Annotated in this window: 26 protein-coding genes and 1 pseudogene; 16 read left to right on the top strand and 11 right to left on the bottom strand. The window is 66.1% G+C overall.

Annotation, left to right across the window (positions count from 1 at the left end):
* The first annotated feature begins 170 nt into the window (after positions 1–170).
* The 3 genes from AC5RVY_RS02485 to AC5RVY_RS02495 all read left to right on the top strand — a co-directional run bounded on the left by AC5RVY_RS02485 (position 171) and on the right by AC5RVY_RS02495 (position 3,585).
* Positions 171–1,142, top strand: coding sequence for a hypothetical protein (locus AC5RVY_RS02485; RefSeq protein WP_493953109.1), 972 nt, complete (start codon positions 171–173; stop codon positions 1,140–1,142).
* A 608-nt stretch (positions 1,143–1,750) separates the two neighbouring features.
* Positions 1,751–2,263, top strand: a complete 513-nt coding sequence (locus tag AC5RVY_RS02490; RefSeq protein ID WP_493953110.1) for a GAF domain-containing protein — start codon at positions 1,751–1,753, stop codon at positions 2,261–2,263.
* Positions 2,264–2,736: 473 nt separating this feature from the next.
* On the top strand, positions 2,737–3,585 hold the full coding sequence (locus AC5RVY_RS02495) for a hypothetical protein (RefSeq protein WP_493953111.1): 849 nt from the start codon (positions 2,737–2,739) through the stop codon (positions 3,583–3,585).
* 56 nt (positions 3,586–3,641) lie between these two features.
* On the opposite strand, the gene AC5RVY_RS02500 is transcribed toward AC5RVY_RS02495, so the two are convergent.
* The 5 genes from AC5RVY_RS02500 to AC5RVY_RS02520 form a co-directional block, all read right to left on the bottom strand.
* A complete protein-coding gene (locus tag AC5RVY_RS02500) occupies positions 3,642–5,588 on the bottom strand; it encodes an APC family permease (RefSeq protein WP_493953112.1) in 1,947 nt (648 codons plus the stop codon).
* Between the two features lie 136 nt (positions 5,589–5,724).
* Entirely contained in the window at positions 5,725–6,408 is a 684-nt protein-coding gene (locus AC5RVY_RS02505; RefSeq protein WP_493953113.1) for a response regulator, read from the bottom strand.
* The gene (locus tag AC5RVY_RS02510) at positions 6,405–7,943 is read right to left on the bottom strand and encodes a sensor histidine kinase (RefSeq protein WP_493953114.1); all 1,539 of its coding nucleotides are present in this window, start codon (positions 7,941–7,943) and stop codon (positions 6,405–6,407) included. The genes AC5RVY_RS02505 and AC5RVY_RS02510 overlap by 4 nt, the downstream gene beginning before the upstream one ends.
* Positions 7,944–8,020: 77 nt before the next feature.
* On the bottom strand, positions 8,021–8,683 hold the full coding sequence (locus AC5RVY_RS02515; RefSeq protein ID WP_493953115.1) for a dihydrofolate reductase family protein: 663 nt from the start codon (positions 8,681–8,683) through the stop codon (positions 8,021–8,023).
* Positions 8,684–8,851: 168 nt separating this feature from the next.
* On the bottom strand, positions 8,852–9,502 hold the full coding sequence (locus tag AC5RVY_RS02520; RefSeq protein ID WP_493953116.1) for a DUF1345 domain-containing protein: 651 nt from the start codon (positions 9,500–9,502) through the stop codon (positions 8,852–8,854).
* Between the two features lie 117 nt (positions 9,503–9,619).
* Between AC5RVY_RS02520 and AC5RVY_RS02525 the strand changes: the two genes are divergently transcribed.
* From AC5RVY_RS02525 to AC5RVY_RS02540, 4 genes are all read left to right on the top strand, one after another.
* Positions 9,620–10,309 (top strand): SGNH/GDSL hydrolase family protein, encoded by a 690-nt coding sequence (locus AC5RVY_RS02525; RefSeq protein WP_493953117.1) that lies wholly within the window; start codon positions 9,620–9,622, stop codon positions 10,307–10,309.
* Between the two features lie 169 nt (positions 10,310–10,478).
* Positions 10,479–11,243, top strand: coding sequence for a hypothetical protein (locus AC5RVY_RS02530; RefSeq protein WP_493953118.1), 765 nt, complete (start codon positions 10,479–10,481; stop codon positions 11,241–11,243).
* A gap of 23 nt (positions 11,244–11,266) precedes the next feature.
* A complete protein-coding gene (locus AC5RVY_RS02535; protein WP_493953119.1) occupies positions 11,267–11,983 on the top strand; it encodes a sortase domain-containing protein in 717 nt (238 codons plus the stop codon).
* Between the two features lie 53 nt (positions 11,984–12,036).
* Complete coding sequence (locus AC5RVY_RS02540; RefSeq protein WP_493953120.1) at positions 12,037–12,678, top strand: hypothetical protein; 642 nt, start codon at positions 12,037–12,039, stop codon at positions 12,676–12,678.
* Positions 12,679–12,712: 34 nt separating this feature from the next.
* Here the strand turns inward: AC5RVY_RS02540 and AC5RVY_RS02545 are convergent, their stop codons facing one another.
* From AC5RVY_RS02545 to AC5RVY_RS02555, 3 genes and pseudogenes are all read right to left on the bottom strand, one after another.
* Positions 12,713–13,255 carry a TOPRIM nucleotidyl transferase/hydrolase domain-containing protein gene (locus AC5RVY_RS02545; protein WP_493953121.1) on the bottom strand — a complete coding sequence of 181 codons (543 nt, stop codon included), beginning with the start codon at positions 13,253–13,255 and terminating at the stop codon, positions 12,713–12,715.
* Positions 13,256–13,431: 176 nt separating this feature from the next.
* Positions 13,432–13,771, bottom strand: a pseudogene (locus tag AC5RVY_RS02550) (YnfA family protein).
* Positions 13,772–13,807: 36 nt separating this feature from the next.
* Positions 13,808–14,071: a hypothetical protein gene (locus tag AC5RVY_RS02555; RefSeq protein WP_493953122.1), complete on the bottom strand. Its 264-nt coding sequence runs from the start codon at positions 14,069–14,071 to the stop codon at positions 13,808–13,810.
* Positions 14,072–14,356: 285 nt separating this feature from the next.
* Here AC5RVY_RS02555 and efeU point away from each other — a divergent pair, with 285 nt between their 5' ends.
* Genes efeU through AC5RVY_RS02575 form a run of 4 tightly spaced genes read left to right on the top strand, consistent with a single transcriptional unit; the run spans position 14,357 to position 18,376 of the window.
* Entirely contained in the window at positions 14,357–15,223 is an 867-nt protein-coding gene (gene efeU, locus AC5RVY_RS02560) for an iron uptake transporter permease EfeU (protein WP_493953123.1), read from the top strand.
* A gap of 47 nt (positions 15,224–15,270) precedes the next feature.
* Positions 15,271–16,458 carry an iron uptake system protein EfeO gene (gene efeO / locus AC5RVY_RS02565; RefSeq protein WP_493953124.1) on the top strand — a complete coding sequence of 396 codons (1,188 nt, stop codon included), beginning with the start codon at positions 15,271–15,273 and terminating at the stop codon, positions 16,456–16,458.
* A complete protein-coding gene (gene efeB, locus AC5RVY_RS02570; RefSeq protein ID WP_493953125.1) occupies positions 16,455–17,747 on the top strand; it encodes an iron uptake transporter deferrochelatase/peroxidase subunit in 1,293 nt (430 codons plus the stop codon). The genes efeO and efeB overlap by 4 nt, the downstream gene beginning before the upstream one ends.
* On the top strand, positions 17,744–18,376 hold the full coding sequence (locus AC5RVY_RS02575; RefSeq protein ID WP_493953126.1) for a hypothetical protein: 633 nt from the start codon (positions 17,744–17,746) through the stop codon (positions 18,374–18,376). The genes efeB and AC5RVY_RS02575 overlap by 4 nt, the downstream gene beginning before the upstream one ends.
* 172 nt (positions 18,377–18,548) lie before the next feature.
* Here the strand turns inward: AC5RVY_RS02575 and AC5RVY_RS02580 are convergent, their stop codons facing one another.
* Genes AC5RVY_RS02580 through AC5RVY_RS02590 form a run of 3 tightly spaced genes read right to left on the bottom strand, consistent with a single transcriptional unit; the run spans position 18,549 to position 20,007 of the window.
* Positions 18,549–18,959: an arsenate reductase ArsC gene (locus AC5RVY_RS02580; RefSeq protein ID WP_493953127.1), complete on the bottom strand. Its 411-nt coding sequence runs from the start codon at positions 18,957–18,959 to the stop codon at positions 18,549–18,551.
* The gene (locus tag AC5RVY_RS02585) at positions 18,956–19,660 is read right to left on the bottom strand and encodes an aquaporin (protein WP_493953128.1); all 705 of its coding nucleotides are present in this window, start codon (positions 19,658–19,660) and stop codon (positions 18,956–18,958) included. Before AC5RVY_RS02585 ends, AC5RVY_RS02580 begins: the two co-directional genes overlap by 4 nt.
* Positions 19,657–20,007, bottom strand: a complete 351-nt coding sequence (locus tag AC5RVY_RS02590; protein ID WP_493953129.1) for a metalloregulator ArsR/SmtB family transcription factor — start codon at positions 20,005–20,007, stop codon at positions 19,657–19,659. The genes AC5RVY_RS02585 and AC5RVY_RS02590 overlap by 4 nt, the downstream gene beginning before the upstream one ends.
* Before the next feature lie 164 nt (positions 20,008–20,171).
* On the opposite strand from AC5RVY_RS02590, the gene AC5RVY_RS02595 reads away from it, so the two are divergent.
* From AC5RVY_RS02595 to AC5RVY_RS02615, 5 genes are all read left to right on the top strand, one after another.
* Positions 20,172–22,820, top strand: coding sequence for an AMP-binding protein (locus tag AC5RVY_RS02595; protein ID WP_493953130.1), 2,649 nt, complete (start codon positions 20,172–20,174; stop codon positions 22,818–22,820).
* A gap of 310 nt (positions 22,821–23,130) precedes the next feature.
* The gene (locus tag AC5RVY_RS02600) at positions 23,131–23,499 is read left to right on the top strand and encodes a PadR family transcriptional regulator (RefSeq protein WP_493953131.1); all 369 of its coding nucleotides are present in this window, start codon (positions 23,131–23,133) and stop codon (positions 23,497–23,499) included.
* Between the two features lie 2 nt (positions 23,500–23,501).
* On the top strand, positions 23,502–23,867 hold the full coding sequence (locus AC5RVY_RS02605; RefSeq protein WP_493953132.1) for a DUF1048 domain-containing protein: 366 nt from the start codon (positions 23,502–23,504) through the stop codon (positions 23,865–23,867).
* Between the two features lie 25 nt (positions 23,868–23,892).
* Entirely contained in the window at positions 23,893–24,720 is an 828-nt protein-coding gene (locus AC5RVY_RS02610; protein ID WP_493953133.1) for an ABC transporter ATP-binding protein, read from the top strand.
* A complete protein-coding gene (locus AC5RVY_RS02615; RefSeq protein ID WP_493953134.1) occupies positions 24,717–25,481 on the top strand; it encodes an ABC transporter permease in 765 nt (254 codons plus the stop codon). Before AC5RVY_RS02610 ends, AC5RVY_RS02615 begins: the two co-directional genes overlap by 4 nt.
* Positions 25,482–25,520 lie beyond the last annotated feature (39 nt).

Here is a 25,520-nt window from a genome sequence, read left to right on the forward strand (position 1 = left end):
AATTTCGACACGGACACTACATCTCGCACCCCATATCTAGGGTGCGTCAGAGAAGGTGCGCGTCGGGACTGCATGTGCGCGTCGGGACGGAAGGTGCGCGTCGCCCGCGTTTCTCCACATAGCCGCACCGACCCCTACTGCCGGATGATCCCGGCTGGCAAGTTCAACCTATGCCGGATCTTCCACCACTCCTGTTGTCCCGCGAGCGGCTCGTGCATGGGCTCACCCCGAACGATCTCGCCAAACGCGTAAAGGCCGGCGCATTGGTCCGCGTCCGGCACGGCGTCTATACCGACGGGCCGGCCTGGCAGAATCTAAAGCCCTGGGAGCAGTACCGCCTCCGCGTCCAGGCAGCGGCCGAAACTTTCGAAAAACCCACGGTCTTCGCCCGGTGCTCTGCTGCCAGCGCCTGGGGTTTACCCACTATTGGTGTACATCCCGTCCAAGCCCTCACCTTGAAGAACGACGGCGGCCGGTCACGTGCCGGAGTCAGCCGCCACTTTGCAGCGCGGGAAGGCTTGGAGGTGGTCCGGCGGGACGGCCTGCTGATTACCAGCCGCCGCCGCACCGTGCTTGACCTTGCCGCGTTTTTGCCGTTCGCCGAAGCGGTTCCAGCCATGGATCATGTCCTGCAGCCGGACAGAATTCAGCGGCTTCCCGCTATGACCAGGGATGAACTGGAGGCCGGGATCGGATCGCAGTATTCCGCTGCAGCCGTCCGGAGGATACGGGCAGTCATCGGGTTTGCTGATCCCGCTTCGGGTTCGGCTGGAGAATCCCTGAGTCGGGCGCTGATGCACGTGGCTGGCTTCGAAGCCCCGGTCCTCCAGCAGATGTTCTCCGACGCGGCCGGTTTAGTGGGTTACACAGATTTCCACTGGAAACGGGCGAAGGTTGTTGGTGAATTCGACGGCGAGGAGAAGTACGTCAAACCCGAATACCTGAAGGGCCAAAGCGCGTCCCAGGTGGTTATGGCGGAAAAGCAGCGCGAAAACCGGATCCGCGCCATGGGTATGAACGTAGTCCGCTGGGACTGGGCTGACCTCATGCAAAGCGGGACGCTGGAACGAAAGCTCACGGCGGCAGGCGTGCCCCGCCGTCATACGCGTTCTGCAGCTGCCGACGCGCAAAACCACCTGTGACGCGCATATTCCCTGACGCACCTGAAATATGGGTAGCGGAAACGCATACGCGCGTCACGGATGAGTGCGCGCGTCGTGGGAGAACCTGAGCGTCTTAGGAAAGATGCGGGTCGCGAGCGGAAGGCGGCGAGACTGGCGCGCCTGGCTTTCGTATGCGTTCGGCAGAGATTGCCGACGCGCAAGAACTGTCTGCGACACGGGTCATTCCCTGCCAGTTCCCTGCCGGGCTAGCCATCGGCACAAAGAAGTAAGTAGCCTTATCAGTATGATTACTGCAGGTGCGGAACTCTGTGCGCCAGGGATGCGTTTGGTTGGAGGTTCAGGCGGTGGATGAAAACGCGGAGCGGTACGCCAAACTCGCTGCCCGCCTCGGTTTAGATCCACTGAAGCTTCGGGCTGCAAATTCCGGCCGCTCCCGGTGGTCGGAATTCGAGTTGGGCATGTATATGCGTGATCCCTCGGTCTGGTCGAAACCGGAACGTGCTCATAGCTCCGGCAGGAGGGGGGGCAAGCACACGCCTGGACAGCGGCAGAAGGCCTCACCTCGTGAAATGGCGGGAAAGTCCAGCCCGCGCCCTGCGGATAGGAGAAAGACCCGGGAGCGTGCCATGTCCGGGCTGGGAGCGGCCGGCAGGTTCCTCCTTACGCCTGAACAGGCAGAGACGGAACGCCTGGCGTCACTGAACGAGACAGACCTGCTGCAGACGGGCGCGGAGGAACCATTTGACCGGATTGTGGCTGCCGCCCGGGAGTTTTTTGACGTCGGCGCTGCATCGCTATCCCTCATCGGCCGGGACGCTCAACACTTCAAGTCGGTCATCGGGCCCCTCCGCGACGAGACTCCACGGCAAATCGCGCTCTGCACGGCGACTGTTGAACAGAACTCGATGCTAATCATCAACGACACTCTGACCGATGACCGCTTCGCATCCAACCCCCTCGTCGTCGGAGAGCCGCACATCCGCTTCTATGCCGGCTATCCGTTGCACGGACCACGCGGCTGGAACATCGGCACCCTGTGCGTGATCGATCAGAAACCCCGGCCGTTCCCCCCATCGGAACAACAGGTACTCCGGATACTCGCGGCAATCGCCCAGGACCGTATAGACGCAAGGACCTAGACGCACTTTGCGGCATCCCGCCGTTCCCGCACGAGATGCGCACCGCCGTCGTAATAAGCGGAGAGACTCCGCCAGGACGCTGGCCTGCTACTTACCCCGGGCATATACTGGCCGAGCCTTTTGTGGCCTGAGTCACACTTGGACATCGCACGGTCCGTGCTAAATGCCGGCAGCGGGCCGTCGCGCAGTTTTTCCGGATACACATACCGACCCCTCCGGGCGGGCCTTGGTGATGACGACGCCGCCTCAACGAACCTTGCCAACATCGTGCCGAGCATGAATGGTGGCTCGAAGGACAGATGGTCATGAGACGTTGCTTGGCACTCGTAATAGCTGTTGCTTTGGCCTTTGTCCTCTTGCCAGCGAGTCCTGGTGCTGCCCGTGCTGCGGCGGGCCTATGCGTAGGTGCACCTGGCGCCGATGGCACCACGTACTCAGAGACGCGGCAGTTCGTGGATACCCAGGCGTGGTGGATGCCGGACACTGACCAGGCCGACAACTCCACCACCAATACCGGCCATGTGCACCTGGGGGCATGCATCCCTGAACGTGAAACCATCAGCTCCGGCAACCTCACCGTGAATGTGCGGGTGGTCCTCCATGACAATCCGGGCACGGCCAATTACGTCGCGATGGTGTTCAAGACCTCGGACCGCGAAACCACGGTCCAGAAGTGTTACCTGCGGGCCACAGCAACGGACTTCACTTGCCCCGGACCGTCCGGCACCGGCAAGGGCGACTTCGTGTGCAACGGAACCTGCGAGCGCTGGCTGACGTTCTCGCGGCCAATTTCTGCGTTCAACCACTCCGGCGTCCAGGACGTGCGTTTTCGCGCGTTCGTTCCGGAACCCGACGGCAACGAAATGCAGGCCAACTTCAACTGGCAAGTCAACATCCAAAACGGCAGGTCTGCGTCCGACGCATCCAGGGATGTGTTCCTGCGGGGCAAGGGATGGTACACCCACGCCCTGTACTGCGAGGCCTCGTTCCGCGCCGTACCCCTTGCCGATGGTCCGGTGTCAGGAATCTGGACTCCCGCAGTAGGCCTGACCAACCGTTCCGATAACTCGCGGCCGGTGACTCACTCCTTTATTTCGATCGACCCCGACTTCCACGCTGTTCCGTCCAACCCCGGGACCGTGCTTTGGGACGCTGCCGGTCCATACGGGGCCGGGAACTTCGGGTCCGCGCCCATTTCGATTGATACCAGGACGCTGGCCAACGGCGTGCATAAGCTGCATCTGCGATCGTCGTGCCGCGACAACAAGCTGGGTTCCACCAACTCCGGGGTAACCGTAGTTCCCTTCACAGTGGCCAACTGACTGCCGGCTCCCATTGCTCGACGCTGCCCGCTGCCGGAGCACCGTGCCGGAAGGCGTCAGCCCACGTGCACCCAGGGCCGCCGGGTCACGTCGGGGACCGCCTCGCGCAGCACTTCCCGGGTGACGGGTGCGATTTCGCCTTCGCCCAGGAACAGGAACCGCACGAGGTTGCTGATGGGGTTCCCCTCGGTCCAGCGGAAGTAGATGTGCGGCATCAGCCCGGTGACGTCCCGGATGTGCAGCAGGACGGAGGCGATGGTGTTGGGCACCACCGGTCCGTGGACTTCCAGGATCCGGTAGCCGTGCCGGTTCACCCCGTGGACGTGCAGCTCCGTTTCGAAGTCCGAGGAGTCATCCACGATGACCTCCAGGAACAGGGCCTCGCCCGCCAACGGCAGGTGGCTGACCTCGATGGCCGATTCGAGCTTGTCCCGGTACGCCTCGGCGGACAACCGCAGCGGCTCGTGCGCGATGATGGCAATGGGGCCCTCGAGCTTGTCCGACATGAACTCCAGTGCCTGCTGGTCCAGGTGGACGCGGGTGGCGTGCAGTTCGAAGGAACGGCGGATGCGGGAGAGCAGCGAAATCACAATGATGCCCAGGATGAAGATTCCGGCGATCCTGATGCCCTCGGGGCGTTCGAAGATGTTGGCCACGGTGGTGTAGGCGAACACCACCGAGATGGCACCAAACCCGATGGTGAGTTTGCGCTGCCGCCGGCGCTGGGCGGAGAGCGTGACGGCGACGGCCGCGGACGTCATCAGCACCAGGACGCCGGTGGCGTACGCACCGCCCTGGGCATCGACGTCGGCATTGAACAGGAAGGTGATCAGGAAGCCCACCAGGGTGAAGACGAGGACCAGGGGGCGTACCGCCTTGGCCCACTCCGGTGCCATGCCGTAGCGGGGCAGGTACCGGGGCACCAGGTTCAGCAGGCCGGCCATGGCCGACGCCCCGGCGAACCAGAGGATGGCGATGGTGCTGATGTCATAGATGCTGCCGAAGCCCACCCCCAGGTACTCGTGGGCCAGGTAGGCCAGTGCGCGGCCGTTCGCCTGGCCCCCGGGCTGGAACTCCTGCTCCGGAATGAGGACCACGCTCATGATCACGGCGGCGGTGGTCAGCATGCGGCGGGTGCCCCTGATCCGGCCGGCAGGGTTTTCCTCGGTGTCCTCCGCCGCTCCCCTGACCTGCGGCATCACGGCGACGCCGGTTTCGAACCCGGACAGGCCCAGTGCCAGCTTGGGGAAGACGAGCAGTGCGATGGCCACGGCCATCAGCGGGTCGCCGTGGGACGTCCACAGCGCGGCCCACCAGTTGCCCATCGCAATGGGGTGCACAAAGACCTGGAGCAGCGTGACGGCGACGACGACCGCGTTCAGTCCCAGGTACAGGACCACCAGCGCGACGGCGACGCTGATGGCCTCCTTGAAGCCGCGCAGGAACACCGCGGCCAGCAGCGCCAGCAGGATAAGGGTGACCGCGACGTTCTGCGTTTGCAGCCAGTCCGGCGCCACCGGGTTATGGATCAGGTGTGCGCTGGCGTCGGCGGCCGAGAGGGTCATGGTGATCATGAAGTCGGTGGCAGCGAACCCGAGCAGCACCAGGACCAGGACCTTGCCGCCCCAGCGCGGCAGCAAGCGCTCCAGCATGGCGATGGAGCCCTCCCCGCGGGGGCTTTCACCGGCCACGCGCCGGTAGACGGGCAACGCTCCCAACAGCGTGACGGCCACCAGCACCAGGGTGGCCAGCGGTGAGATGACCCCGGCTGCGAGCGCAGCAATCGCGGGCTGGTAGCCGAGGGTGGAGAAGTAGTCCACACCGGTGAGGCACATGACCTGCCACCACGCATGTTTCTTTTCGTGCCCGGCGGCCACCCCGCCGGGGCCCGGGTGGCTGCCCTTGCTGTCCTGGAGCCCGAACAGCAGCCAGTCCTTCAGCGCTTCCCTGCCGTGCGGATGGGGAGCGGAAGGATCCGCCGGGGGCCTGCTCAACGTGGTCATGTTTGCCTTTCCGCGCTGCCCACTGCACCGCGACCAGTGCGAAACTAGCACCGGCAAAAACGGCGGCAGCGCGAAAAGGATGATTATTGATGAATCATTTACGCCCCCGCTGACGACGGCGATGGGCGCCCGCGGCTCAGGGCTCGAACCGGTAGCCCATCCCCGCTTCAGTGAGCAGGTGCCGGGGACGGGCCGGGTCTGCCTCGAGCTTGCGCCGCAGCTGTCCCATGTAGACGCGCAGGTAATGTGTTTCGCCGTCGTAGCCCGGTCCCCAGATCTTCGCAAGCATCTGCTGCTGGGTGATGAGCCGTCCGGGGTTCCGCACCAGGAGCTGGAGGATGGCCCATTCCCTGGGAGTGAGGCGGACCGGGGCGCCGGCGTGGGTCACCTTCTGGTTGGCGAGGTCCACTTCAAAGTCGCCCATGCTGATGATGGGACCCGGGCCGCCGGGTTCGAGGGCACCGAGCCGGCGCTCGGCCACCCGGAGCCGGGCCAGGAGTTCGTCGAGGCCGAACGGCTTAGTGACGTAGTCATCGGCACCGGCGTCCAGGGCACGGACCTTATCCGCCGAACCGTGCCGGGCCGAGAGCACGATGATGGGGGTGCTGCTGCTGCGGCGGATCCTGGTGATGATGTCCACGCCGTTGATGTCCGGAAGGCCCAGGTCAAGGACGACGACGTCCGGGTGCGCAGTCTCCGCATGGTGGAGTGCGGCCATGCCGTCCAGCGCGGCCAGCACCCGGTAGCCTTCCGCTTCAAGGTTGACCTGGAGGGCGCGCAGGAGTTGGGGCTCGTCATCGACGATCAGCACTGTTCTCATGACGGACCCGTTCCTGCGTCCCGGCGTGGAAAGGCAGGTACTTCGGGCCCGGCGGACAACGGCAGCCGGATAATCATCGTCAAGCCCCCGCCCGGGGTCGGTTCCGCCACCAGCTCCCCGCCCATGGCTTCCATGAAGCCCTTTGCGACGGCGAGCCCCAGCCCTATTCCGAGCCCTTCGGGAGCGTCATCGAGCCGCTGGAACGGCTGGAACATGGACACGACGGCGGCAGCGGGCACACCCTGCCCGTGATCGACGATGCGCAACTCGCCCAGGGGGCGCCCGCCGTCGGCCGTTCCGCTGAAGCCGCCAGCCGTACCCACGATGCCCACATCCGAGTCCGGCGCGTATTTCAGCGCGTTCTCCACCAGGTTGGCGATGACCCGCTCCAGCATGCCCAGGTCCGCATCCACCGTGGGCAGGTTGGGTGCGAGGTCGATCCGGATCCGCCCGGCAGGAATTCCCCGCAGGGCTTCTTCGACGGCGTCACGCCAGGTCACTGCCTCGGTGAGGGGTGCTGCCGAGCCGCTGGAAATCCGGGACATGTCCAGGAGGTTGGAGATGAGGGCATCCAGGCGCGCGGTGTAGGACTCGATGGTGGCCAGCATCTCCGCATGCACGTCCTCCGGCAGCCGCCCGCCCTGGCGCTGCAGTGCAGTTACAGCGAGCCGGATGCCGGCCAGCGGTGTCCGCAGGTCGTGGCCGACGGCGCGCAGGATGGAGGTGCGGACGCTGTTGCCCTCGGCCAGCTTCGCGGTGTGCTGCAGCCTCTGCTGAAGGTCGTGGCGCCGGCGCAGCATCAGGAGATGGGCTCCGTGCGCGGCCAGGAGTCGCCGGTCGCCTGAGGTGAGGGTTTTGCCGGAGAGGACCAAGGCCGTGTGGGGGTCGGCCAGTTCGACGCTGTCCGTCCCGGGCACCGCCGCATCCGGGGAGGGTGGCGCCGTGGTGCCGGAAAAATCCTCAAGCTGCCACCCGGCGTCGCTTTCCCTGGTGTAAAGGCCCGCGGCCCCGGCCTGGAAAGTTTCGCGGAGCTTGTCCAGGAACGCGGCAACGGTGTCATCCTCGATCAGCGCGTCGCGGGCAAGGTCCGCCAGTGTTGCTGCTTCGGCGCGGGCCCGGTTGGCCTCCCGTGCCCGCCTGGCCGAAACGCCCACGAGGAGCGAGACGGCCGTGGCGGCGCCAACGAATACCAGCAGCGCAAAGACGTTCTGCGGATCGTTTATGGTGAACGTCCCCACCGGCTCCGTGGCGGAGTAATTGAGCAGCAGCGAGGCCCACAGCGCGGCCAGCACCGCGGGCCAGAGACCGCCCACGAACGCCACTGCTATGACCCCGGTGAGCTGGACGAGGGCGTGCGTGGTGAGGTTCAGCCCCGGGGCAAGCGACATGGCTGCCGTGGCGAGGACGGGGATGAGCACGGCCAGGACAAAACCCAGGGTGGTGCGTACCCTGCCCAGGGCGGCGGGAAGCATGGCGGACGTCTTGACCGCCCCCGCTGCCGGCCCCAAAAACATCCGCCGCGTTTCCTGTGCCATACCCCCAGTCTTGCAGTTCTTCGTGCTCCGGCGGGAGTTGCCTGGCGGGCGTTGGAGGCGGCGCCGCAGCAGGTTTTCTAAGCGCCCTGGCTGCGCCGGGAGAAGGTCAGGTGGATGACACCGCTGGGCGAAGGTGCCGCCTCGATCCGGAAGCGTTCCTCAAGTCCCTCGAGGTTGTCCCAGAGCCGCTCGCCGCGGCCGAGAAGAATCGGCACAACAACGATGTGCATCTGGTCGATCAGGTCGGCCTCGAGGAACTGGCGGACGGTGGTGGCGCCGCCGCCAATCCGGACGTCGAGGTCGCCGGCGAGGGTGCGTGCCTGCTCGAGCGCCTCGGCGGGTTCGGCGTCGACAAAGTGGAAGGTGGTGCCGCCGTCCATGGTCAATGTGGGGCGCGGGTGGTGGGTGAGCACGATCACCGGGGTGTGGAAAGGCGGATTGTTGCCCCACCAGCCCTGCCACTCCTCGTCCTCCCACGGGCCGCGTTGAGGCCCGAACTTGTTGCGGCCCATGATCTCCGCACCGATCCCTGAGGCCCACCGGCTTGCGAAGGTTTCGTCGATTCCGGTGGAACCTCCCTCCTGGCCATGGAAGCCCATCTGCTGGAAGGTGCGCGTGGGGAAGGCCCACTCCATCAAGCGCCTCCCGGCGTGCCCGAAGGGCGCTTCGAGCTCCTGCCCCTCACCGGTGCCGAATCCATCCAGGGAGACAGAGAAGTTGTGAACGCGAACGAGTGACATAGGGCTCCTTGCTCATGGTCCTGATACCGGAGGCGGCACGGGGAAGGGTCAGCGCCTCAACCTGTGCAATCTTCCACCGCTGCGCCGACCGTAGCCCGGCTGCCGGTAACGCGCAAGCAGCTCGGGCGATGCGTGGTGGCGGCAGCCCGGCCGGCTACCGAAACCGCATCACCGCACCAGTCCGGCCACCAGGTTGACGGTGGTGGCCAGCACGATTGTGCCCAGCACGTAGGAGAGCAGTGCCTGGCGCAGCACTGTATACCGGGTGGTGTCCGTGGTCAGGCTGGTGTCCGAGACTTGGAATGTCATGCCGATGGTGAACGCCAGATATGCAAAGTCGGCGTACCTGGGAGGGTGCCGCTTGTTGAAATCGACTCCATCGTCTGCCCGGAAGTAGAGCGTGGCGTACCGGAGCGTGAAGAGGGTATGGACCAGGAGCCAGGAGAGGACGACGCTCGCCAGGGCGAGGCCAATGATGGCCGCCTTGAGGCCGCCCTCGGCGGAGCCGGCGTCGAAAAGGATGAGCGCGACGCCGCCGAAACTGCTCACCGTGGCCACCAACACCAGCAGGTCCGATGCAATTCGCCCTGGATCCTCCCTGAGCGCATGGGCCGAGGTGCCCGCGGCGTCGAGGCGTCCGATAACGGACCACACCCACACCAGATAGATCAGCGACGCCGCCGCCCAGCCGAGGGCCGGTGCGTAGGCCCAGGAACCCAGAAGCCCAACGGCCAGCGCGACGCCGGCCCCTCCTGCCGCCATAACCAGCAGCCGGACCCGGGTGCTGTGGACCGGTGTGCTGAAATGCTCGATGCTCATGGCCCGATCATGACAGCTGCAGCTGGACGTTCCACGACTTTCTGGCCGGGTCCATGAAAAGCGGGTTAGCATAGGGCTTTTCATTGATGTCCTGGCTTCCGGGAAGTTGGAGGAGTGGTGGACGGACGGTCACTTCGTGTCCTTGCCCCGTTGGCCGCCGGTGCTGCACTGCTTCTCGTGGGGACCACGGCCTGCACTCCGGGCACTGTAGACCAGGGATCCGGTGACACTGCGGTGAGGGTTGTTGTGATCGGGGACTCGCTGAGCACGGGTTACGGAACCTCGCCGGAGCAGGCATGGCCACGGCTCCTTCAGCAGGCGCACCTGCTTCACAAACGCCCGGTCCAGGTCACCAACGCGGCCGAGAACGGCAGCGGTTACCTGGTTGCCGGGGAGAACGGAAACACCTTCGCCATGGAAGTGGAGACGGCCGTGACGGCTGACGCCGACGTGGTGGTGTTCTTCGGGTCGGACAACGACTGGGGTGCAGACCCTGAGGAACTCCGGGAGGCTGCGGCCTCAACGTTCGCCGCCGCTTCGTCCCTGGCACCACAGGCAACCCTCGTGGCGGTGGGGCCGCTGTCCAGCGCGGAGGAACCAGATCCGGTGCTGGCCGGCGTCCGTGATTCTGCGGCCTCTGCAGCGCAAAGCAGGGGGATAACGTTCGTCGATCCCGTTGCCGACCAGTGGCTCAGTGGCCGCGCCGACGTTCTCTTGGGACCGGATGGTGAACACCCCAGCGTCACGGGGCAAAAGTTCCTGCGGGACAAGATGAAGCGGATTCTTTCCGCTGCCGTGGTGGGCTAAGAGCCTCCCCTTCGCGGTGCAGCCCACGGCGGCACTGATGCTGCTCTAACCTCCCGGCCAGTGAACTGGGCCACTTCCTCACCCATCCTTCCCCTGGGCTGCCGCGAAGTACTGTTGTCCCCTCCCGGGGCGCCAACATCACACGGACGTGTATGAGGAGATTTTTCCAATGAATAAGACACTTCGCTTTATGGCAGTCCCCACCCTGGCCTTGGCCGCTCTTGCCCTGTCCGGTTCGCCGGCCATGGCTGCCGACGGCTCCTACCAGTCCACCCTGAAGCAGATCAACGGCAGCGCCGGCTCGGGCACCATCACACTCGATGTCACGGGCAACCAGGCCCACGTGGTCCTGAAGGTTTCGGGCATGCCGGCCACCTTCATGGACGCCCCGTACCCGCACGTCCAGCACATCCACGGCGGCGCCAAGGGCACCTGCCCGGACCCTTCCGCGGATAAGGACGGTGACCAAGTCATCTCCACCACTGAAGGCGCACCCTCTTACGGAGGCATCGTCACCACTCTGTCCACCAGCGGCGACACGAGCCCGGCAGCAGGCCTTGACCTGAAGGTCGGCGGACAGGGCGCCTCCTACACTGTGGACCGCACCTTCGAACTGAACGCTGAAACCAAGGCCGCCCTCGAAGCAGGCACCGCAGTGGTTGTTGTCCACGGCCTTGACCCCGCCACCCTCAGCGCAGCAGGCCAGGCCGCCAAGAGCGATCTCGCCCCCACCCTTCCCCTGGCCGCTACTTCGCCCGCCCTGTGCGGCACCTTGACGGCCGGCCAGATGAAGATGCCCGCAGGCGGCGCCAACACCGGCATCGCTACTGAAACCGGCACGGACACAGGTGCCCTCGCCGTCGGCGGTGGCCTGGCCCTGATCGCCGTCGCCGGTGGAGCCTACGCAGTCCGCCGCCGCAACGCAGCAGCCTAAGCGGATCTGAACGGATCAATACTGTGACAAACAGGAATCCCGGCCACCGCGGAGGTCTCGGGGCCTCCACGGCGGCCGGGATCCTGCTCGCGCTTTCCCTGGCAGGCTGCGCCGCCGGACCCGCTGCAACTCCCGACGCCGGCGCGTCGCCTTCCGCCTCCGTCTCACCACCGGTGGCCCCCGCCGCAGATCCGTCCCCGGCCGGGACGGCTGCAACGCCCGCCGCCGCACCCGCGCAGGCGCAGGCGCAGGCGCAGCCTACAGCGCAGCTTCCGGCGGTGCTTGGCACTTCGGCTCCCGTCACCCTGAGCATTCCCTCGATCGGGGTCCGGACTGACCTGCTTCATTTGGGGCTGGAAGAGAACGGCTCGTTGAAAGTACCGGAGGACAAGGGCAACGGGGCGCCGGCCAGCTGGTACGACGGCTCCCCCACGCCGGGCGAACGCGGACCTTCAGTGTTGTTGGGCCACGTTAACGCCCTGGGCGGAAACAAGGGTGTGTTCGCTGACCTCCGCAAGCTGGCCCCCGGCGCTGAAATCAGCGTTTCACGAACCGACGGCAGCACCGCCCTGTTCACCGTTGACCGCGGCGCCCTCTACTCCAAGAATGAATTCCCCACCCTTGAGGTGTACGGCAACACTCCCGGGGCCGAACTCCGGCTGATTACCTGCGACGGCTACGACCCCGCCACCGGGCTCTTCGACGACAACTACGTCATCTACGCCAAACTCAAAGCCTGACTACGGAACTGCCGCTCGTTCCTGAAGCGGCCCTTGGTGCGAATGGACTGGACATGAACAACCGAAAGAACACTTTGGCTGCCGTTGGCCTCGCGTCCCTGCTGCTGGCCGGCTGCGCCACTGCCGCCGGATCCGTGTCCGCACCATCAGATGTGTCCGCGACGGCGTCCTCGCCTGGCGCTGCATCCGCTCACGGGCATGCCGGCGGCCACGGCGCGAGCCACAGCCAGGGGTCCTCTTCCGGGAGTACGACGGCGGCCGGGCCCAGCGAGGCCGCCCTGATGGTTTGCGGGGACCAGCCCAAGGAGAGGTTGCGGTCCATCCTGGACCTGGACTCCGCCCCGCACACCATCAACGACTGGGCCGACAGCACCTTCACCTGCACCTACCACCTCGCGGAAGGGGCTCTGAAGATTTCCGTCCAGGAAGCTTCAGATAAGGCGTCCGCTTTGGGTTACTTCAATGCGATGCAGGCTCTGGCGAAGGATGCCACTGCCATCGAAGGCCTTGCGAACCTTGGCTTCCCGGCCTACGAGACTGCGGACGGGTCAGCGGTTTTCCAGAAGGACAGCTTCGTGCTGCACGTAGACGCTTCCGATCTGCCGGCCACCCTCGGCCCGGACAACATCACCCGGAACGCCCTGGCGTACCAGCTCTCCACCACCATCCTGGCCTGCTGGGTGGAGCACCACTAACACGCTCAGGGCCCTTTTCGGCCCGGCACCTTCTTCAGAATGACGCGACAAGGCGGGCCAGCGGTGGGGGTGCCTGCCCGGCTGGCAAGGCGTCGACGAGCAGACGGGCGTAGCGGACCTTGTTGCCGCTGCGTCCGGCGAAGAACCGGCGCAACTGTGCCGAAACGGGCTGCTCCCGCTGGGACGGCTGCTGTTGGAGGATCCGGAATGACGCGAGCTCGCCTTGAGCTGCGATGACGTTGAGCACGGCGTCGATCCCAAGGCAACGGATGAGTTCATCCTCCAGGTCGGCCTGGCAGACCTCGAACCCAAGCTCCGCCAGGGAACCTGACCCGATTCCTGCCCGGGCCAGGGCACGGGCGATACCAGCGGATTCCGCTGCATCACACAGGCCGAGCAGCCGGTGGTCTGCGCCAGTCGGGCCGTAGCGGCCAAGAAAGTGGACAATGCTTGTTGCCCCTCCCATCGGCACCACGGTCACCCGCCCAGACGCCAGGTCAAGGCCAACGTGACGGGCCAGCGTCTCCACAGCCACCCTGTCGCTCTCGCCCTCAACCAACACCGTTGTCGCCTGCATACGACCAGTATGACAAGGGCCTGCCAGGGCAGTCCTCCCTTCCGCGGCCTTGACCCGGCACTTCGGCCGCTTACTAGACCTGGTGAGGGCCGCCGTCGTCCATTCCTGCCCGGTTGACTGCCGCGCCGCGCCAGGTACGACGGCGTGTCCCCGGCTCAGAGCAGGTGGTTCACCGTTCAACCAGCGTTTCGGGGCGCAAACATGATCACCGCAACCCCGAGCAGGCAGATGACTGAGCCTGCAATGTCCCACCGGTCGGGTTTGAAGCCGTCGAAGATCATGCCCCATGCCAGGGAGCCGGCAACAAAGACACCGCCGTATGCTGCCAGGATCCTGCCGAAGTGTGGGTCAGCCTGAAGGGTGGCGGCGAATCCGTAAATGCCAAGGGCCATGACACCGAGCCCCGCCCACCACCAGTCCTTTCCTTCGCGGACCGCCTGCCAGACCAGCCAGGCCCCACCTATCTCGGCGGCCGCGGCGACGGCAAAACAACAGAATGGTCCTGGCGATATTCATTGGGCCGATTATTCCAGCCCCCACTGGCCCGCTAGGTCAGGGCAGCTTCCGGCCGGAGGAGTCCAGGGATCCGGCAGTTGCTGATGGCCGCAGCGAAAGCATGTGCATCAATAGAGCCCGCTGAGGCTGGCCGGGATAGTTGGATACATGGTGCCGCAAGCACGTACGTACCTCATCGCCGGCCGGATCCGTGCCGGCTAGAACGTCGTCGATAATCTCGAGAGCCTGCAGTTGCAGTTGCAGGTGCAGGTAGCAGACATCATGCTCAATGTCCGCGGAAAGCCGCTCGTTTCCGCTCACTCGCTCACCTTCGCATTCACCGCTCGAAATCGACGCCAACGCCCGCCTGAATCCCCCAACCCAATTTACTAAGTGTACTTATGGAACCGGCATTTTATAAGACGGCGAATTGACTCAACAATGACCCCGCATGGTGCGGTCCGCTGCACTCATCCACCCCGCCAACGACTGTAGTAATTTTCGATTCAATTACGACATGCTTCTTTTTCGTAATCCGACGATGCATGTACTCTTCACTCTTAGGCAAGCCTAAGAAGGGCTTCCTTGATAGAAGGCACAGTGCATATGACAGCCAACTTCCTGATTGGCCTGCGCGAGGGACTTGAGGCCACGCTCATCGTGGTCCTCCTGACGGCATACCTCACCAAGAGCGGACGCCGCGGGCTGCTGCCCAGGCTGTGGGCCGGCGTCGGGATCGCCGTCGCCGTGTCCGCCGGATCCGGTGCGCTGTTGACCTTCGGTCCCCGCGGCCTGACGTTCGAGGCGCAGGAAGCCATCGGGGGCGGCCTGTCCATCATCGCCGTCGGCATGGTGACCTGGATGGTCTTCTGGATGGCCCGCGCGGCCCGCACGCTCGGCGCCGACCTCCGCTCGCAGGTGGACGGAGTGGCGTCAGGAGCGGCGTGGGGACTCATAGCCGTGGCCGCCCTGGCCGTGGGGCGGGAGGGTTTGGAGACGGCGTTGTTCCTGTGGGCCGCAGCCCAGTCCAGCGGCGAGTCAACGTCCCCGCTCATCGGCGCCCTGCTTGGCCTGGCTGTCGCCGCCGGCCTCGGCTTCCTCCTCCACCGCGGGGTGCTGAAGATCAACCTGACCCGGTTCTTCACCTGGAGCGGCGCAGCCCTGGTGGTCATCGCCGGCGGGGTCCTGGCCTACGGCGTCCATGACCTGCAGGAAGCCGGCATCCTGCCGGGGCTCCATAACCTTGCCTTCGACGTCTCAGCCGCCATCCCGCCGTCGTCCTGGTACGGAACGCTCCTCAAAGGCACGCTGAACTTCTCCCCTGCCACCACCTGGCTGGAATCAGCCGCCTGGGTCCTCTACACGGTCCCCGTCCTGTTCTTCTATCTCCGCACCAACCGGCGCCCCGCCATCCGGCCCTCGGGAACCCCGGCAGTGGCAACCCCCGCCGTGCCGGCCCCCGCAGCATCCTGACCTAACCCCATCACCGCATCACCCCAACAACCCCTGAAGGAATCCCCATGCCTGGCTTGACCCTGCCTAAATTCCGCCGCACCGCCGGCCCACGGCTCGCCCTGCTGTCCGCCGCCGTCGTCCTGCCCCTGGCACTGACGTCCTGCACGGACAACACGAAGGCGGCCGCCACCGAGGGTCCCATCCAGGTCAGCAGCACCAGCACCGAGTGCGCGCTGACAGCGTCCGAGGCACCCAGCGGAAACCTCACGTTCGCGGTCAAGAACGACGGCGCCGAAGTCACCGAGTTCTACGTGCTGGCGGAGGACGGCCTGCGCATCCTGGCCGAGGTGGAGAACATCGGCCCCGGCATCACACGCAACCTGGTCCTCACCGCAGCGCCCGGGACATACGTCACGGCGTGCAAGCCGGGCATGGAAGGAGAAGGTATCCGGGCAGCCTTCAAGGTGACCGATTCGGGCAAGAAGCCTGTGGTGGACGCCGATTCGCAGAAGCTCCTGGACACCGGTGTCAGCCAGTACGCCGCCTACGTCAAGGACCAGACCGAACAGCTGGTGGCCGGAACCAGGGAATTCGCGGAGGCCTATGCTGCCGGCGATACCGCCAAGGCCCGGGACCTCTACGCCGCCACCCGCATGCACTGGGAGCGCATCGAGCCAGTGGCGGAGTCCTTCGGTGACCTGGACCCGAAGCTGGATGCCCGCGAGGCGGACCTGGAACCCGGCCAGGAATGGACCGGCTGGCACCGCGCCGAAAAAGACCTCTTCCCGCCGGCGGACTACACCGCTCTGACCACCGACGAGCGCGCAGCCCTCGCCACGCAGCTGGTGGCAGACACCGAGGAGCTCGCGAGCCGCACCCGGACCGTGGAACTTTCCGCGGACAAGCTTGGGAACGGCGCCAAGGAACTCCTTGACGAAGTGGCCCGCGGAAAGGTCACCGGGGAGGAGGAAATCTGGTCCCTCACCGACCTCTGGGATTTCCAGGCCAACGTGGATGGAGCGCGGATCGCCTTCGAGAACCTTCGGCCCGCCCTGGAGCAGAAGGACGCCGCCCTGGCCTCCGACCTCGATGCCAAGTTCACCGCACTGCAGTCCGAGCTGACCAAGTACGCCAAGGGCGAGGGCTTCGCCTACTATGACGAGCTGAGCCAGGACCAGGTCCAGCAGCTCAGCGCCCTGGTGGATTCCCTGGGCGAGCCGCTGTCCCAGCTCACCGCTGCCGTCATACTGTGAGCGGCTGCCCCTTCGGGCACGGCCTGTCCCGCCGTGGCCTGCTGGGCCTTGCCGGGGCAGGCGGAGCGGGCGCGGTGGCGGGAATTGCTGCGGGGCTGCTGGGCCATGACGCCCTCGCCGCCGCGGCGGCTCCCCCCGCCGCCAACGGCTCCGTTGTCCCCTTCTTCGGTGAACGGCAGGCAGGAATTACGACGGCGGCACAGGACCGGCTGCACATGGCCGCCTTCGACGTCACTACAGAGGACCGCGCGGCCCTGATCAAGCTCCTCAAGGACTGGACGGCTGCGGCGGAGGCGATGACGGCGGGCCGTACCACCGGCGAAACCGGCGCCGTCGGCGGGCCCTATGACGCGCCGCCGGAGGATACCGGCGAAGCCCTGGACCTCGATGCCGGCCGGCTGACGCTGACGTTCGGATTCGGGCCCGGGCTGTTCGAAAAGGACGGCGCAGCCCGCTTCGGCCTGGGCGGCCGCCAGCCCGATGCACTGATCGACCTCCCGCACTTCCCCGGAGACGCCTTGGAACCCGGCAGGACCGGTGGCGATATTGTGGTGCAGGCCTGCGCCGACGATCCGCAGGTGGCCGTGCACGCCATCCGCAACCTGGCCCGGATCGGCTTCGGCAAGGTCCGCGTCCGCTGGTCACAGCTGGGTTTTGGCCGCACCTCCTCCACCTCCCGCACCCAGCAGACGCCGCGGAACCTGTTCGGCTTCAAGGACGGGACGAACAACCTCAAGGCCGAGGACACAGAGCTACTCGACCAACACGTCTGGGCAAGCGGCGGTTCCCGCCAGGCCGAGGCGTGGATGGAAGGCGGCAGCTACCTGGTGGCGCGGCGCATCCGGATGCACATCGAAATCTGGGACCGCACCTCGCTGCGGGAACAGGAAGGGCTCATCGGCCGGACCAAGGGCGAAGGCGCGCCGCTGTCCGGCGGCAAGGAGTTCAGCAACCCGGACTTCGCCCTGGCCGGCAGGGACGGCCAACCGCTCATTCCCCTCGACGCGCACGTGAGGCTGGCCCACGCGGACCAGAACGACGGCGTGCGGATGCTGCGCCGCGGCTACAACTACACGGACGGCTCAGACGGACTGGGCCACCTTGACGCCGGGCTGTTCTTCATCGCCTTCGTCACCGACCCCAGGACCCACTACGTGCCCATGCAGATGGCCATGGCGAAAGAGGACACCCTGGCCCTGGAGTATCTCAAACACACCGGTTCCGGCCTGTTCGCGGTCCCGCCCGGCACCCAGCCCGGAGGGTTCATCGGCGAGGGCCTGTTCACGTGAGCCACAGCGTTGTTGACTCCGACGGCGTCAACGGTGTCTCCGGACCCAGTACGGATACGGCCACCAGCAACGCTCCCGGAGGAAATCCTCGTCATCGGAAAGGTTTCCTCCTGGCCGGCCTGTGCACCTTGGCATGGCTGGCATCGGTGTCCGCCGGTTCCTTCCTTGACTGCGGGCCGGAGCTGCACCGGATCGGCCTGGCCTGCCACATCATCGCCCTGGTCTTGTCCTTCGGCGCGATCCTGATTGTCGACTGGGTGGGATTCCTCTGGCTCCTGGGCAAGCGGGACCTCCATGACACCCACAAGCTTGAAGCAGCAGCGCAGCCGTTGATTTGGGGCGGCCTGCTGGTCCTGCTGGCCTCCGGGGCCCTCATCAAGCCGGACGTCACCAACCCGGTCACCCAGATCAAACTGGTGTGCGTCCTGGTTCTGATGCTGAACGGCCTCGCACTTGCCCCCGTACTTCGCCGGCTCCGCGCCCTCCCGGCGGGAACCCATTTCAAGGCCGTGGCTCTGCGGGTGCGCACGCGGCTGCTGGTGGCGCTGTGCATTTCACAGGGTTGCTGGTGGACGGCCGTGCTGGTGGGCCTGGTCAACAGCACCCTTCGGCGCTGGGCGGACGGGTAGGGCCCTCGGGCCCCGGCGTCCACTACCTGCCGGAGGGGGGCTGCCCGCTCTTTGCGCGGGCAGCCCAGCGATTGTGCGGCCGGGGTTAGCAGCAGCACTGTTCGTCGTCGCAGCAGTTGTCGTCGCAGCAGCCGGTGTTCATGCGTGTCGCCCCCTTCCCGTGACGGTGTGGTTATGCAGAGGCCGGGGCCAGGGAGGCGATCAGGGCCTCGACCCGGGTTTTGATGTCGTCGCGGATGGGCCGGACGGACTCCACCCCTTTGCCGGCCGGGTCCTCCAGGACCCAGTCCTCGTAGCGTTTGCCCGGGAAGTAGGGGCATTCGTCGCCGCAGCCCATGGTGATCACCACGTCAGAGTCCTTGACCGCCTCGGTGGTGAGGATCTTGGGGATCTCGGCGGACATGTCGATGCCCACCTCGGCCATGGCTTCCACGGCGGAAGGGTTGACCTTCTCGGCGGGCTGGGACCCGGCGGAGCGGACCTCGATGGCGCCCTTGGAGAGGGTGGTGAGGAACGCGGCGGCCATTTGGGAGCGGCCCGCGTTGTGGACGCAGACGAAAAGGACGGAGGGTTTCTGGCTCATGAGAGCACCTTTCGGTCAGCCGCCGGAGCGGCGGAATCAGCAGTGAAGGAGGGGTAGAGGAACCGGACCAGGAAGTATCCGGCGGCACCGCCGAGCAGCTGCGCGAGGATAAAACCTGGGGCCGACGGCGGTGCGATGCCGGCGAAGGTGTCCGTGATGGTGCGGGCGACGGTGACTGCGGGGTTGGCGAAGCTGGTGGAGCTGGTGAACCAGTAGGCGGCCGTGATGTACCCGCCGACGGCGAATGCCACCCGGTCCGCCCTGCCCGACCGGACGGCGCCGAAGATGACCAGCAGCAACCCGACCGTGGCGATGACCTCACCGAGCCAGAGCGCGGGACCGGTCCGTTCGTGGGTGGAGAGGGAGACTGCGTCCAGCCCGAACATCAGATTGGCTGCCACCGTGCCGGCCAGGCCACCCAGGAACTGCCCGGCGATCAGGAACACCGTGGTCCTGCTGTCGATCATCCCCAGCGCCCGTTCAACCAGGGTGACCACCGGATTAAAGGAAGCGGACACGGGCTGCAGGGCCACGATCAGCGCCACCAGGGCGGCACCCGTGGCGAGGCTGTTCTGTAAAAGCTGCAGGCCGACGTCGTCCGGGGACAGCCGCGAGGCCACGACGCCGGAGCCAACCACCGCCATCACAAGGAAGGCCGTGCCGACAAACTCCGCCGCGGCCCGGCGCGCCAGGAAGGTCATTTGGCCTGCCCGCCGATCAGGGCTGCCAGGTTCTGCAGGGCCTCGGTGCGGGCCCGGTAGTACACCCAGACGCCCCGCTTCTCCCGGTCCAGCAGGCCCACCTCGTGCAGGATTTTCAGGTGGTGGCTGATGGTGGGCTGTGAGAGCTCAAAAGCGTGGTTCAAATCGCAGACGCACGCTTCGCCGCCCTCGTGCGAGGCGACCATGGACATCAGCCGCAGCCGGACGGGGTCGGCCAGGGCCTTCAGCAGCGGGGCGATCCCGTCGGCTTCAGACTCGGACAACGGCTCCCGCGTCAACGGGGAGCAGCACGCCACCGTCTGGACCGGGGTCAATTCCAAGGACATAGACACAGGTAAATATATACACTTGTCTATATCTGGAGGCAAGACTTCCAACGGGGAGACCCCATTCATCTCGGAGCATTGTGGCACCTGCAGGCGTCGCCCCTTTATGACACGGACCAAAGTCCAGTTGAGTTAGGTAAGCATTACCTTCTACAGTTCACCGGGTGACGTTACAGACAGAGCTCGCCGGCGTCTCCTTTGCCGCCGCCCTGGCCCGCTTCGGAGACCGCCTCGCCGTCAGCACCCCCAAGGAGTCGCTCAGCTACGGGGAACTGGCGCGCCGGGTGGAGGACATGGCCCGCTCCTTCGGGCCCGGCCGCCGCCTGGTTGCCCTCGAAGCGGAGAACACGCTGGCGTCGCTCATTGCCTATCTTGCGGCTCTTTCGTCCGGCAACCCCTTGCTGATCCTGCCCGCCGGCGGCGGCGCAGCAGGGGAGGCGCTCGTGGCGGCCTATGATCCCGACGTGGTTGTCCGCGCGTCATCCGGTGAAGCAATCCTCGACGTCCGCCGCGAAACCACCAGCCATGATTTGAACCCGGAACTGGCACTGCTGCTCAGCACGTCAGGATCCACCGGCTCGCCGAAACTCGTCCGGCTTTCCGGGGACAGCATCCAGGCCAACGCAGGCGCCATTGCGGAATACCTCCAGCTGCGCCCCAGCGACACCGCTGCCACCACACTCCCCCTCTCCTACTGCTACGGGATGAGCGTGGTGAACAGCCACCTCCTGGTGGGCGCGTCCCTGGTGTTGACGGACCTTTCGGTGGTGGACCCGTGCTTCTGGCAACTGGTCCGGAGTGAAAAAGTGACGTCCTTCGCCGCGGTGCCGTACACGTTCGACCTCCTGGACCGCGTGCGTTTTGCGGACATGGACGTGCCGAGCCTGCGGTACATCACGCAGGCGGGCGGACGGCTCTCGCCGGACCGCGTCCGGTCCTATGCAGAGCTGGGCCGGCGGCAAGGGTGGGACCTGTTCGTCATGTACGGCCAGACAGAAGCCACAGCCCGCATGGCATACCTGCCCCCTGACCAGGCTGCAGATAATCCCCAGGCGATCGGAGTGCCCGTGCCCGGCGGCGCCTTCCGGCTTGAACCGGTCCCCGGGCTCGACGAGCGCGAGCTCGTGTACACCGGGCCCAACGTCATGCTCGGGTACGCCGAACGGCCCGAGGACCTTGCCCTGGGCCGGGTCATCACCGAGCTTCACACCGGGGACCTGGCACGGCGCGGACCCGACGGCCTGTACCAGATCGTGGGCAGGCGCAGCCGGTTTGTGAAGATTGTAGGACTCCGGGTGGACCTGGGGCAGGTGGAAAAATTGCTGGCGGACCTCGGGCTTACTGCAGCCGCCGCCGGAACGGACGATGCCGTGGTGGCCGCCGTCGAAGGCGACCACGACCTCGCCCTGATCGCCAAAACCCTGGCCCAGGACCTCGGCCTGCCGCGCGCCGCCGTCGAACTCGTTGCCGTGGAAGCCATCCCGCGCCTTGCCAACGGGAAGCCGGACTATCCCGCCGTCGCCGCCCTCGCCCCTGCAGGGGAACTCGCCTCTGGAGGAGAAGATGACGACGGCGGCCCTGCTCCGGTCCCGGACGCCGGCTCCACCGATGTGCGGCGGATCTTCGCGGAGGTCCTGGAGCAGGACAACGTCACCGATACGGACTCGTTCGTTTCGCTGGGCGGCGATTCCCTGTCCTACGTGGCGGCGTCCATCCGGCTGGAGCAGGCGCTCGGGCACCTTCCGCAAGGGTGGCACCTGATGCCGGTTTGCGAACTGTCGCCTGCGCCGCACCTGTCGCCCGGCCAGGTGCCGTCGTCGGGCCGTTCCCTCGCGGAGAAAGTGCCGCGGCTGCACACCTGGCGGCGGCGCATGCTCGCGCCCCTGGAAACGGGGATCGTGCTCCGCGCCGTCGCCATCATCTTCATCGTTTCCACCCACATCGGGTTCTTCCACTGGACCGGCACCGCGCACGTCCTGATGGCCGTGGCCGGCTACAACTTTGCCCGCTTCCAGCTCGCGGGCTCCCGAAGCGCCCGGTTGCGGCGGCATCTGCGCAGCATCACACGCATCGTGGTGCCCAGCGTGGCGGTCATCGCCGTCGCGTTTGCCATCACGGACAAGTACGCCTGGTTCAACGTGTTCCTGCTGAACTCGGTCCTCGGCCCGCAGGGGTGGACCGACTACTCCCGCTTTTGGTTCGTGGAGATCCTGGTCCACATCCTGATTGCGCTCGCCCTCATCCTGGCAATACCGGCGGTGGACCGTGCAGTTCGCAGATGGCCGTGGGCTTTCGGGCTTGCACTGGTGGCCGTTGACCTGCCGCTCCTTTTTGACCTGGTGGAAAACCGCTATCCGGGCCAGGGGCCGGTGCTGTGGCTGTTCGGGCTGGGCTGGGCCGCCGCGGCGTCCCGCACCCTGTGGCAGAAGGCGGCCGTAACGGCGGTGGCGTTCCTGATCGTCCCGGAATCGTTCGACAACCCCTACCGGAGCGCCACCATCCTGGCGGGCTGCCTCATCCTGCTCTGGGTGCCCACCCTGCACGTGCCACGCGGACTTCACCGGATCACGGCCCTGCTGGCCAGTGCGTCCCTGTACATCTACGTCACGCACTGGCTGGTGTACCCGCTCATCGACCCCGTCAGCAAGGGCCTGGCCGTCCTGGCCTCCCTGGCCTTCGGCGTCCTCTACTGGGCTGTGGCCACCCGGGTGATGGGCTTCGCGGAAAAGCGGCTGAAGGGCCGGCGCTCCTTGGCCCGGACTCCCGCTCTTGTGGGCCCTCGAGTGGATAGGCCGCGCACTCCCGCCGTCTAGGTCCGCCCTTTCCTGACCCGGCGCGCGTTCCAGCCCCGACCGGGCGCGCGTGCCAGCTCTGGCGCGTGCCGCCGTCGTACCTTCTCACGCGTGCCGCGGCCGTACCTTCCTGCCCGGTTACCTTTTTCGCACGCTGACAACGCGCCGCCTACGACGGCATGTCCCGCCCCGAGTGCCCGCCCGCACCGCGGGCAACTGGGCAGGAAGGTCTTAAAGAACCGATAGATCGGCCCCGGGCCTCTTGCGCCACCGCTATTCAGCGATACTATGTACTGGTAGTCAGTAATACTGAATAGCTGAGGTGGTCCGCATGGGCAAGCAAATGACAGAGATGCTCAAGGGCACCCTCGAGGGGATCGTCCTTGCGATCCTGGCCGTCAAGCCGGCCTATGGGTACGAGATCACGGCCCGGCTGCGCGACCAGGGCTTTTCCGACATCGCGGAGGGCACGGTGTACGCGCTGTTGATCAGGATCGAGCAGCGCCGACTGGTGGATGTGGCGAAGGTCCCGTCCGAGAAGGGCCCCCCGCGCAAGGTCTATTCACTGAACGGCCAGGGCAGCGAGTACCTCGAAGAATTCTGGCGCACCTGGGGCTTCCTTGCAGAACGCATCGACCAGCTCCAGGGCCACATCGGCACCGCACAAGACAACAAAAACGCACGGGATAAAGGAGAGTAACCATGGCCGCAGGATGGCTGGAAAAGATCACCGGCTCACTGGACGACAAGAAGCGCTGGCGCCAGTACAAGGACCGCAAGGAACAGCTTCCCCCGCGCTACCGGACGACAATCGACGGGCTGGAGCGCTACTTCACCTACGCCGGCGCCATCGTGAAGGGCGATGTGATGATGCAGATGCTCGAGGACCTCGCGGACCTGATTGAGCGGGCCGCTGCAGACGGCACCCCCATCCGCGACATAGTGGGGGACGATCCCGTGGAGTTCGCGGAGGCCTTTATCCAGAACTACTCGGACGGCCAGTGGATCAACAAGGAGCACAAGCGCCTGACGGACGCCATCAACCAGGCCGCAGCCGGCGACGCGTAAATCTGCCGGGAACGGAGAACCGGACATGACAACCAACCCGGCCCTCACACCGGCCATCCAGGTGCGGGGCATCGAAAAGTCCTTCAAGGACCTGCACGTGCTGCGGGGCGTCGACTTTGACGTGGCCGCCGGCACCATCTTCGCCCTGCTCGGCTCCAACGGCGCGGGCAAGACCACCCTGGTGCGGATCCTGGCCACGCTGCTCAAAGCTGACTCAGGCACCGCCACCGTCAACGGCGCCGACCTCGCCGCGGATCCCGCCGTCGTGCGCGGTTCCATCAGCCTGACCGGACAGTTCGCCGCCGTGGACGAAGTACTCACCGGCCGGGAAAACCTGGAGCTGGTGGCCAGGCTGCGCCACCTGAAGAATCCGGGCCGGATCGCCGATGGCCTGCTGGCCCGTTTTGACCTCGCCGAGGCAGCGAACCGCAAGGCAGGGACGTACTCGGGCGGCATGCGGCGGCGGCTGGACATCGCGATGAGCCTGATCGGGAACCCGCCGGTCATCTTCCTCGACGAACCGACAACCGGCCTGGACCCGCAGGCACGGATCGAGGTCTGGCAGACCGTCCGGCAACTGGCCGGCCAGGGCACAACGGTGCTGCTCACCACGCAGTACCTCGACGAGGCCGAGCAGCTCGCCGACCGGATAGCGATCCTCCACCAGGGCACCATCATCCGGAACGGCACTCTCGCGGAACTCAAACAGCTCCTCCCGCCCGCGAAGGTGGAATACGTCGAGAAGCAGCCCTCGCTTGAGGACGTCTTCCTCGCCCTCGTCGGCGGCACGGACGGTACGCGCGGCACCGGCGGGAAACACGGCGCGGGTGGAACACGAAAGGAACTTCCATGACCAGCCATGCCCTCAGCGACACCCGCATCCTGACCGGCCGCTCGCTGCGCCACATCCTCCGCAGCCCCGACACCATCATCACCACGGCCGTCACCCCCGTGGCGCTGATGCTGCTCTTCGTTTACGTGTTCGGCGGCGCGATCAACACCGGCTCCGACGAGTCCTATATCAACTACATGCTCCCGGGCATCCTGCTCATCACCATTGCGTCCGGCGTCGCCTACACCGCATACCGACTGTTCCTTGACCTGCAGGGCGGGATCTTCGAACGGTTCCAGTCCATGCCGATCGCGCGGCCCAGCGTGCTCTGGGCGCATGTGCTCACCTCGCTGACGGCCAACCTGGCGTCCGTGGCGGTTGTGGTGGGCGTCGCGCTGGTGATGGGATTCCGCACCGGAGCATCCGTGGCCGCCTGGCTCGCAGTGACCGGCATTTTGGTCCTGTTCACCTTGGCCCTGACCTGGGTTGCGGTGATCGCCGGCCTCTCGGCCAAAACCGTGGACGGCGCCAGCGCCTTCAGCTATCCCCTGATCTTCCTGCCGTTCATCAGCTCGGCGTTCGCGCCCACGGACTCAATGCCGGGCCCGGTGGCCTGGTTCGCCGAGAACCAGCCGGTGACCTCGATGGTGAACAGCATCCGGTCCCTGTTCGCCCAGGAGCCCGTCGGCAGCGACATCTGGACCGCCCTCGCCTGGCTCGTGGGCCTGCTCGTGGTTGCCTACGCCTTCGCGGGCGCGGCCTACCGGCGCAGGATCAGCTGACTGGCCAGTCCACGTCACGCAAGGGCAACTGCTACCACA

Source organism: Arthrobacter sp. Ha26 (assembly GCF_059091705.1).

Coding starts and splice junctions, on each gene's coding strand:
- AC5RVY_RS02485 (WP_493953109.1), top strand. CDS start 171: ATGCCGGATCTTCCACCACTCCTGTTGTCCCGCGAGCGGCTCGTGCAT.
- AC5RVY_RS02490 (WP_493953110.1), top strand. CDS start 1,751: ATGTCCGGGCTGGGAGCGGCCGGCAGGTTCCTCCTTACGCCTGAACAG.
- AC5RVY_RS02495 (WP_493953111.1), top strand. CDS start 2,737: ATGCCGGACACTGACCAGGCCGACAACTCCACCACCAATACCGGCCAT.
- AC5RVY_RS02500 (WP_493953112.1), bottom strand. CDS start 5,588: ATGACCACGTTGAGCAGGCCCCCGGCGGATCCTTCCGCTCCCCATCCG.
- AC5RVY_RS02505 (WP_493953113.1), bottom strand. CDS start 6,408: ATGAGAACAGTGCTGATCGTCGATGACGAGCCCCAACTCCTGCGCGCC.
- AC5RVY_RS02510 (WP_493953114.1), bottom strand. CDS start 7,943: ATGGCACAGGAAACGCGGCGGATGTTTTTGGGGCCGGCAGCGGGGGCG.
- AC5RVY_RS02515 (WP_493953115.1), bottom strand. CDS start 8,683: ATGTCACTCGTTCGCGTTCACAACTTCTCTGTCTCCCTGGATGGATTC.
- AC5RVY_RS02520 (WP_493953116.1), bottom strand. CDS start 9,502: ATGAGCATCGAGCATTTCAGCACACCGGTCCACAGCACCCGGGTCCGG.
- AC5RVY_RS02530 (WP_493953118.1), top strand. CDS start 10,479: ATGAATAAGACACTTCGCTTTATGGCAGTCCCCACCCTGGCCTTGGCC.
- AC5RVY_RS02540 (WP_493953120.1), top strand. CDS start 12,037: ATGAACAACCGAAAGAACACTTTGGCTGCCGTTGGCCTCGCGTCCCTG.
- AC5RVY_RS02545 (WP_493953121.1), bottom strand. CDS start 13,255: ATGCAGGCGACAACGGTGTTGGTTGAGGGCGAGAGCGACAGGGTGGCT.
- efeU (WP_493953123.1), top strand. CDS start 14,357: ATGACAGCCAACTTCCTGATTGGCCTGCGCGAGGGACTTGAGGCCACG.
- efeO (WP_493953124.1), top strand. CDS start 15,271: ATGCCTGGCTTGACCCTGCCTAAATTCCGCCGCACCGCCGGCCCACGG.
- AC5RVY_RS02580 (WP_493953127.1), bottom strand. CDS start 18,959: ATGAGCCAGAAACCCTCCGTCCTTTTCGTCTGCGTCCACAACGCGGGC.
- AC5RVY_RS02585 (WP_493953128.1), bottom strand. CDS start 19,660: ATGACCTTCCTGGCGCGCCGGGCCGCGGCGGAGTTTGTCGGCACGGCC.
- AC5RVY_RS02590 (WP_493953129.1), bottom strand. CDS start 20,007: ATGTCCTTGGAATTGACCCCGGTCCAGACGGTGGCGTGCTGCTCCCCG.
- AC5RVY_RS02600 (WP_493953131.1), top strand. CDS start 23,131: ATGGGCAAGCAAATGACAGAGATGCTCAAGGGCACCCTCGAGGGGATC.
- AC5RVY_RS02605 (WP_493953132.1), top strand. CDS start 23,502: ATGGCCGCAGGATGGCTGGAAAAGATCACCGGCTCACTGGACGACAAG.
- AC5RVY_RS02610 (WP_493953133.1), top strand. CDS start 23,893: ATGACAACCAACCCGGCCCTCACACCGGCCATCCAGGTGCGGGGCATC.
- AC5RVY_RS02615 (WP_493953134.1), top strand. CDS start 24,717: ATGACCAGCCATGCCCTCAGCGACACCCGCATCCTGACCGGCCGCTCG.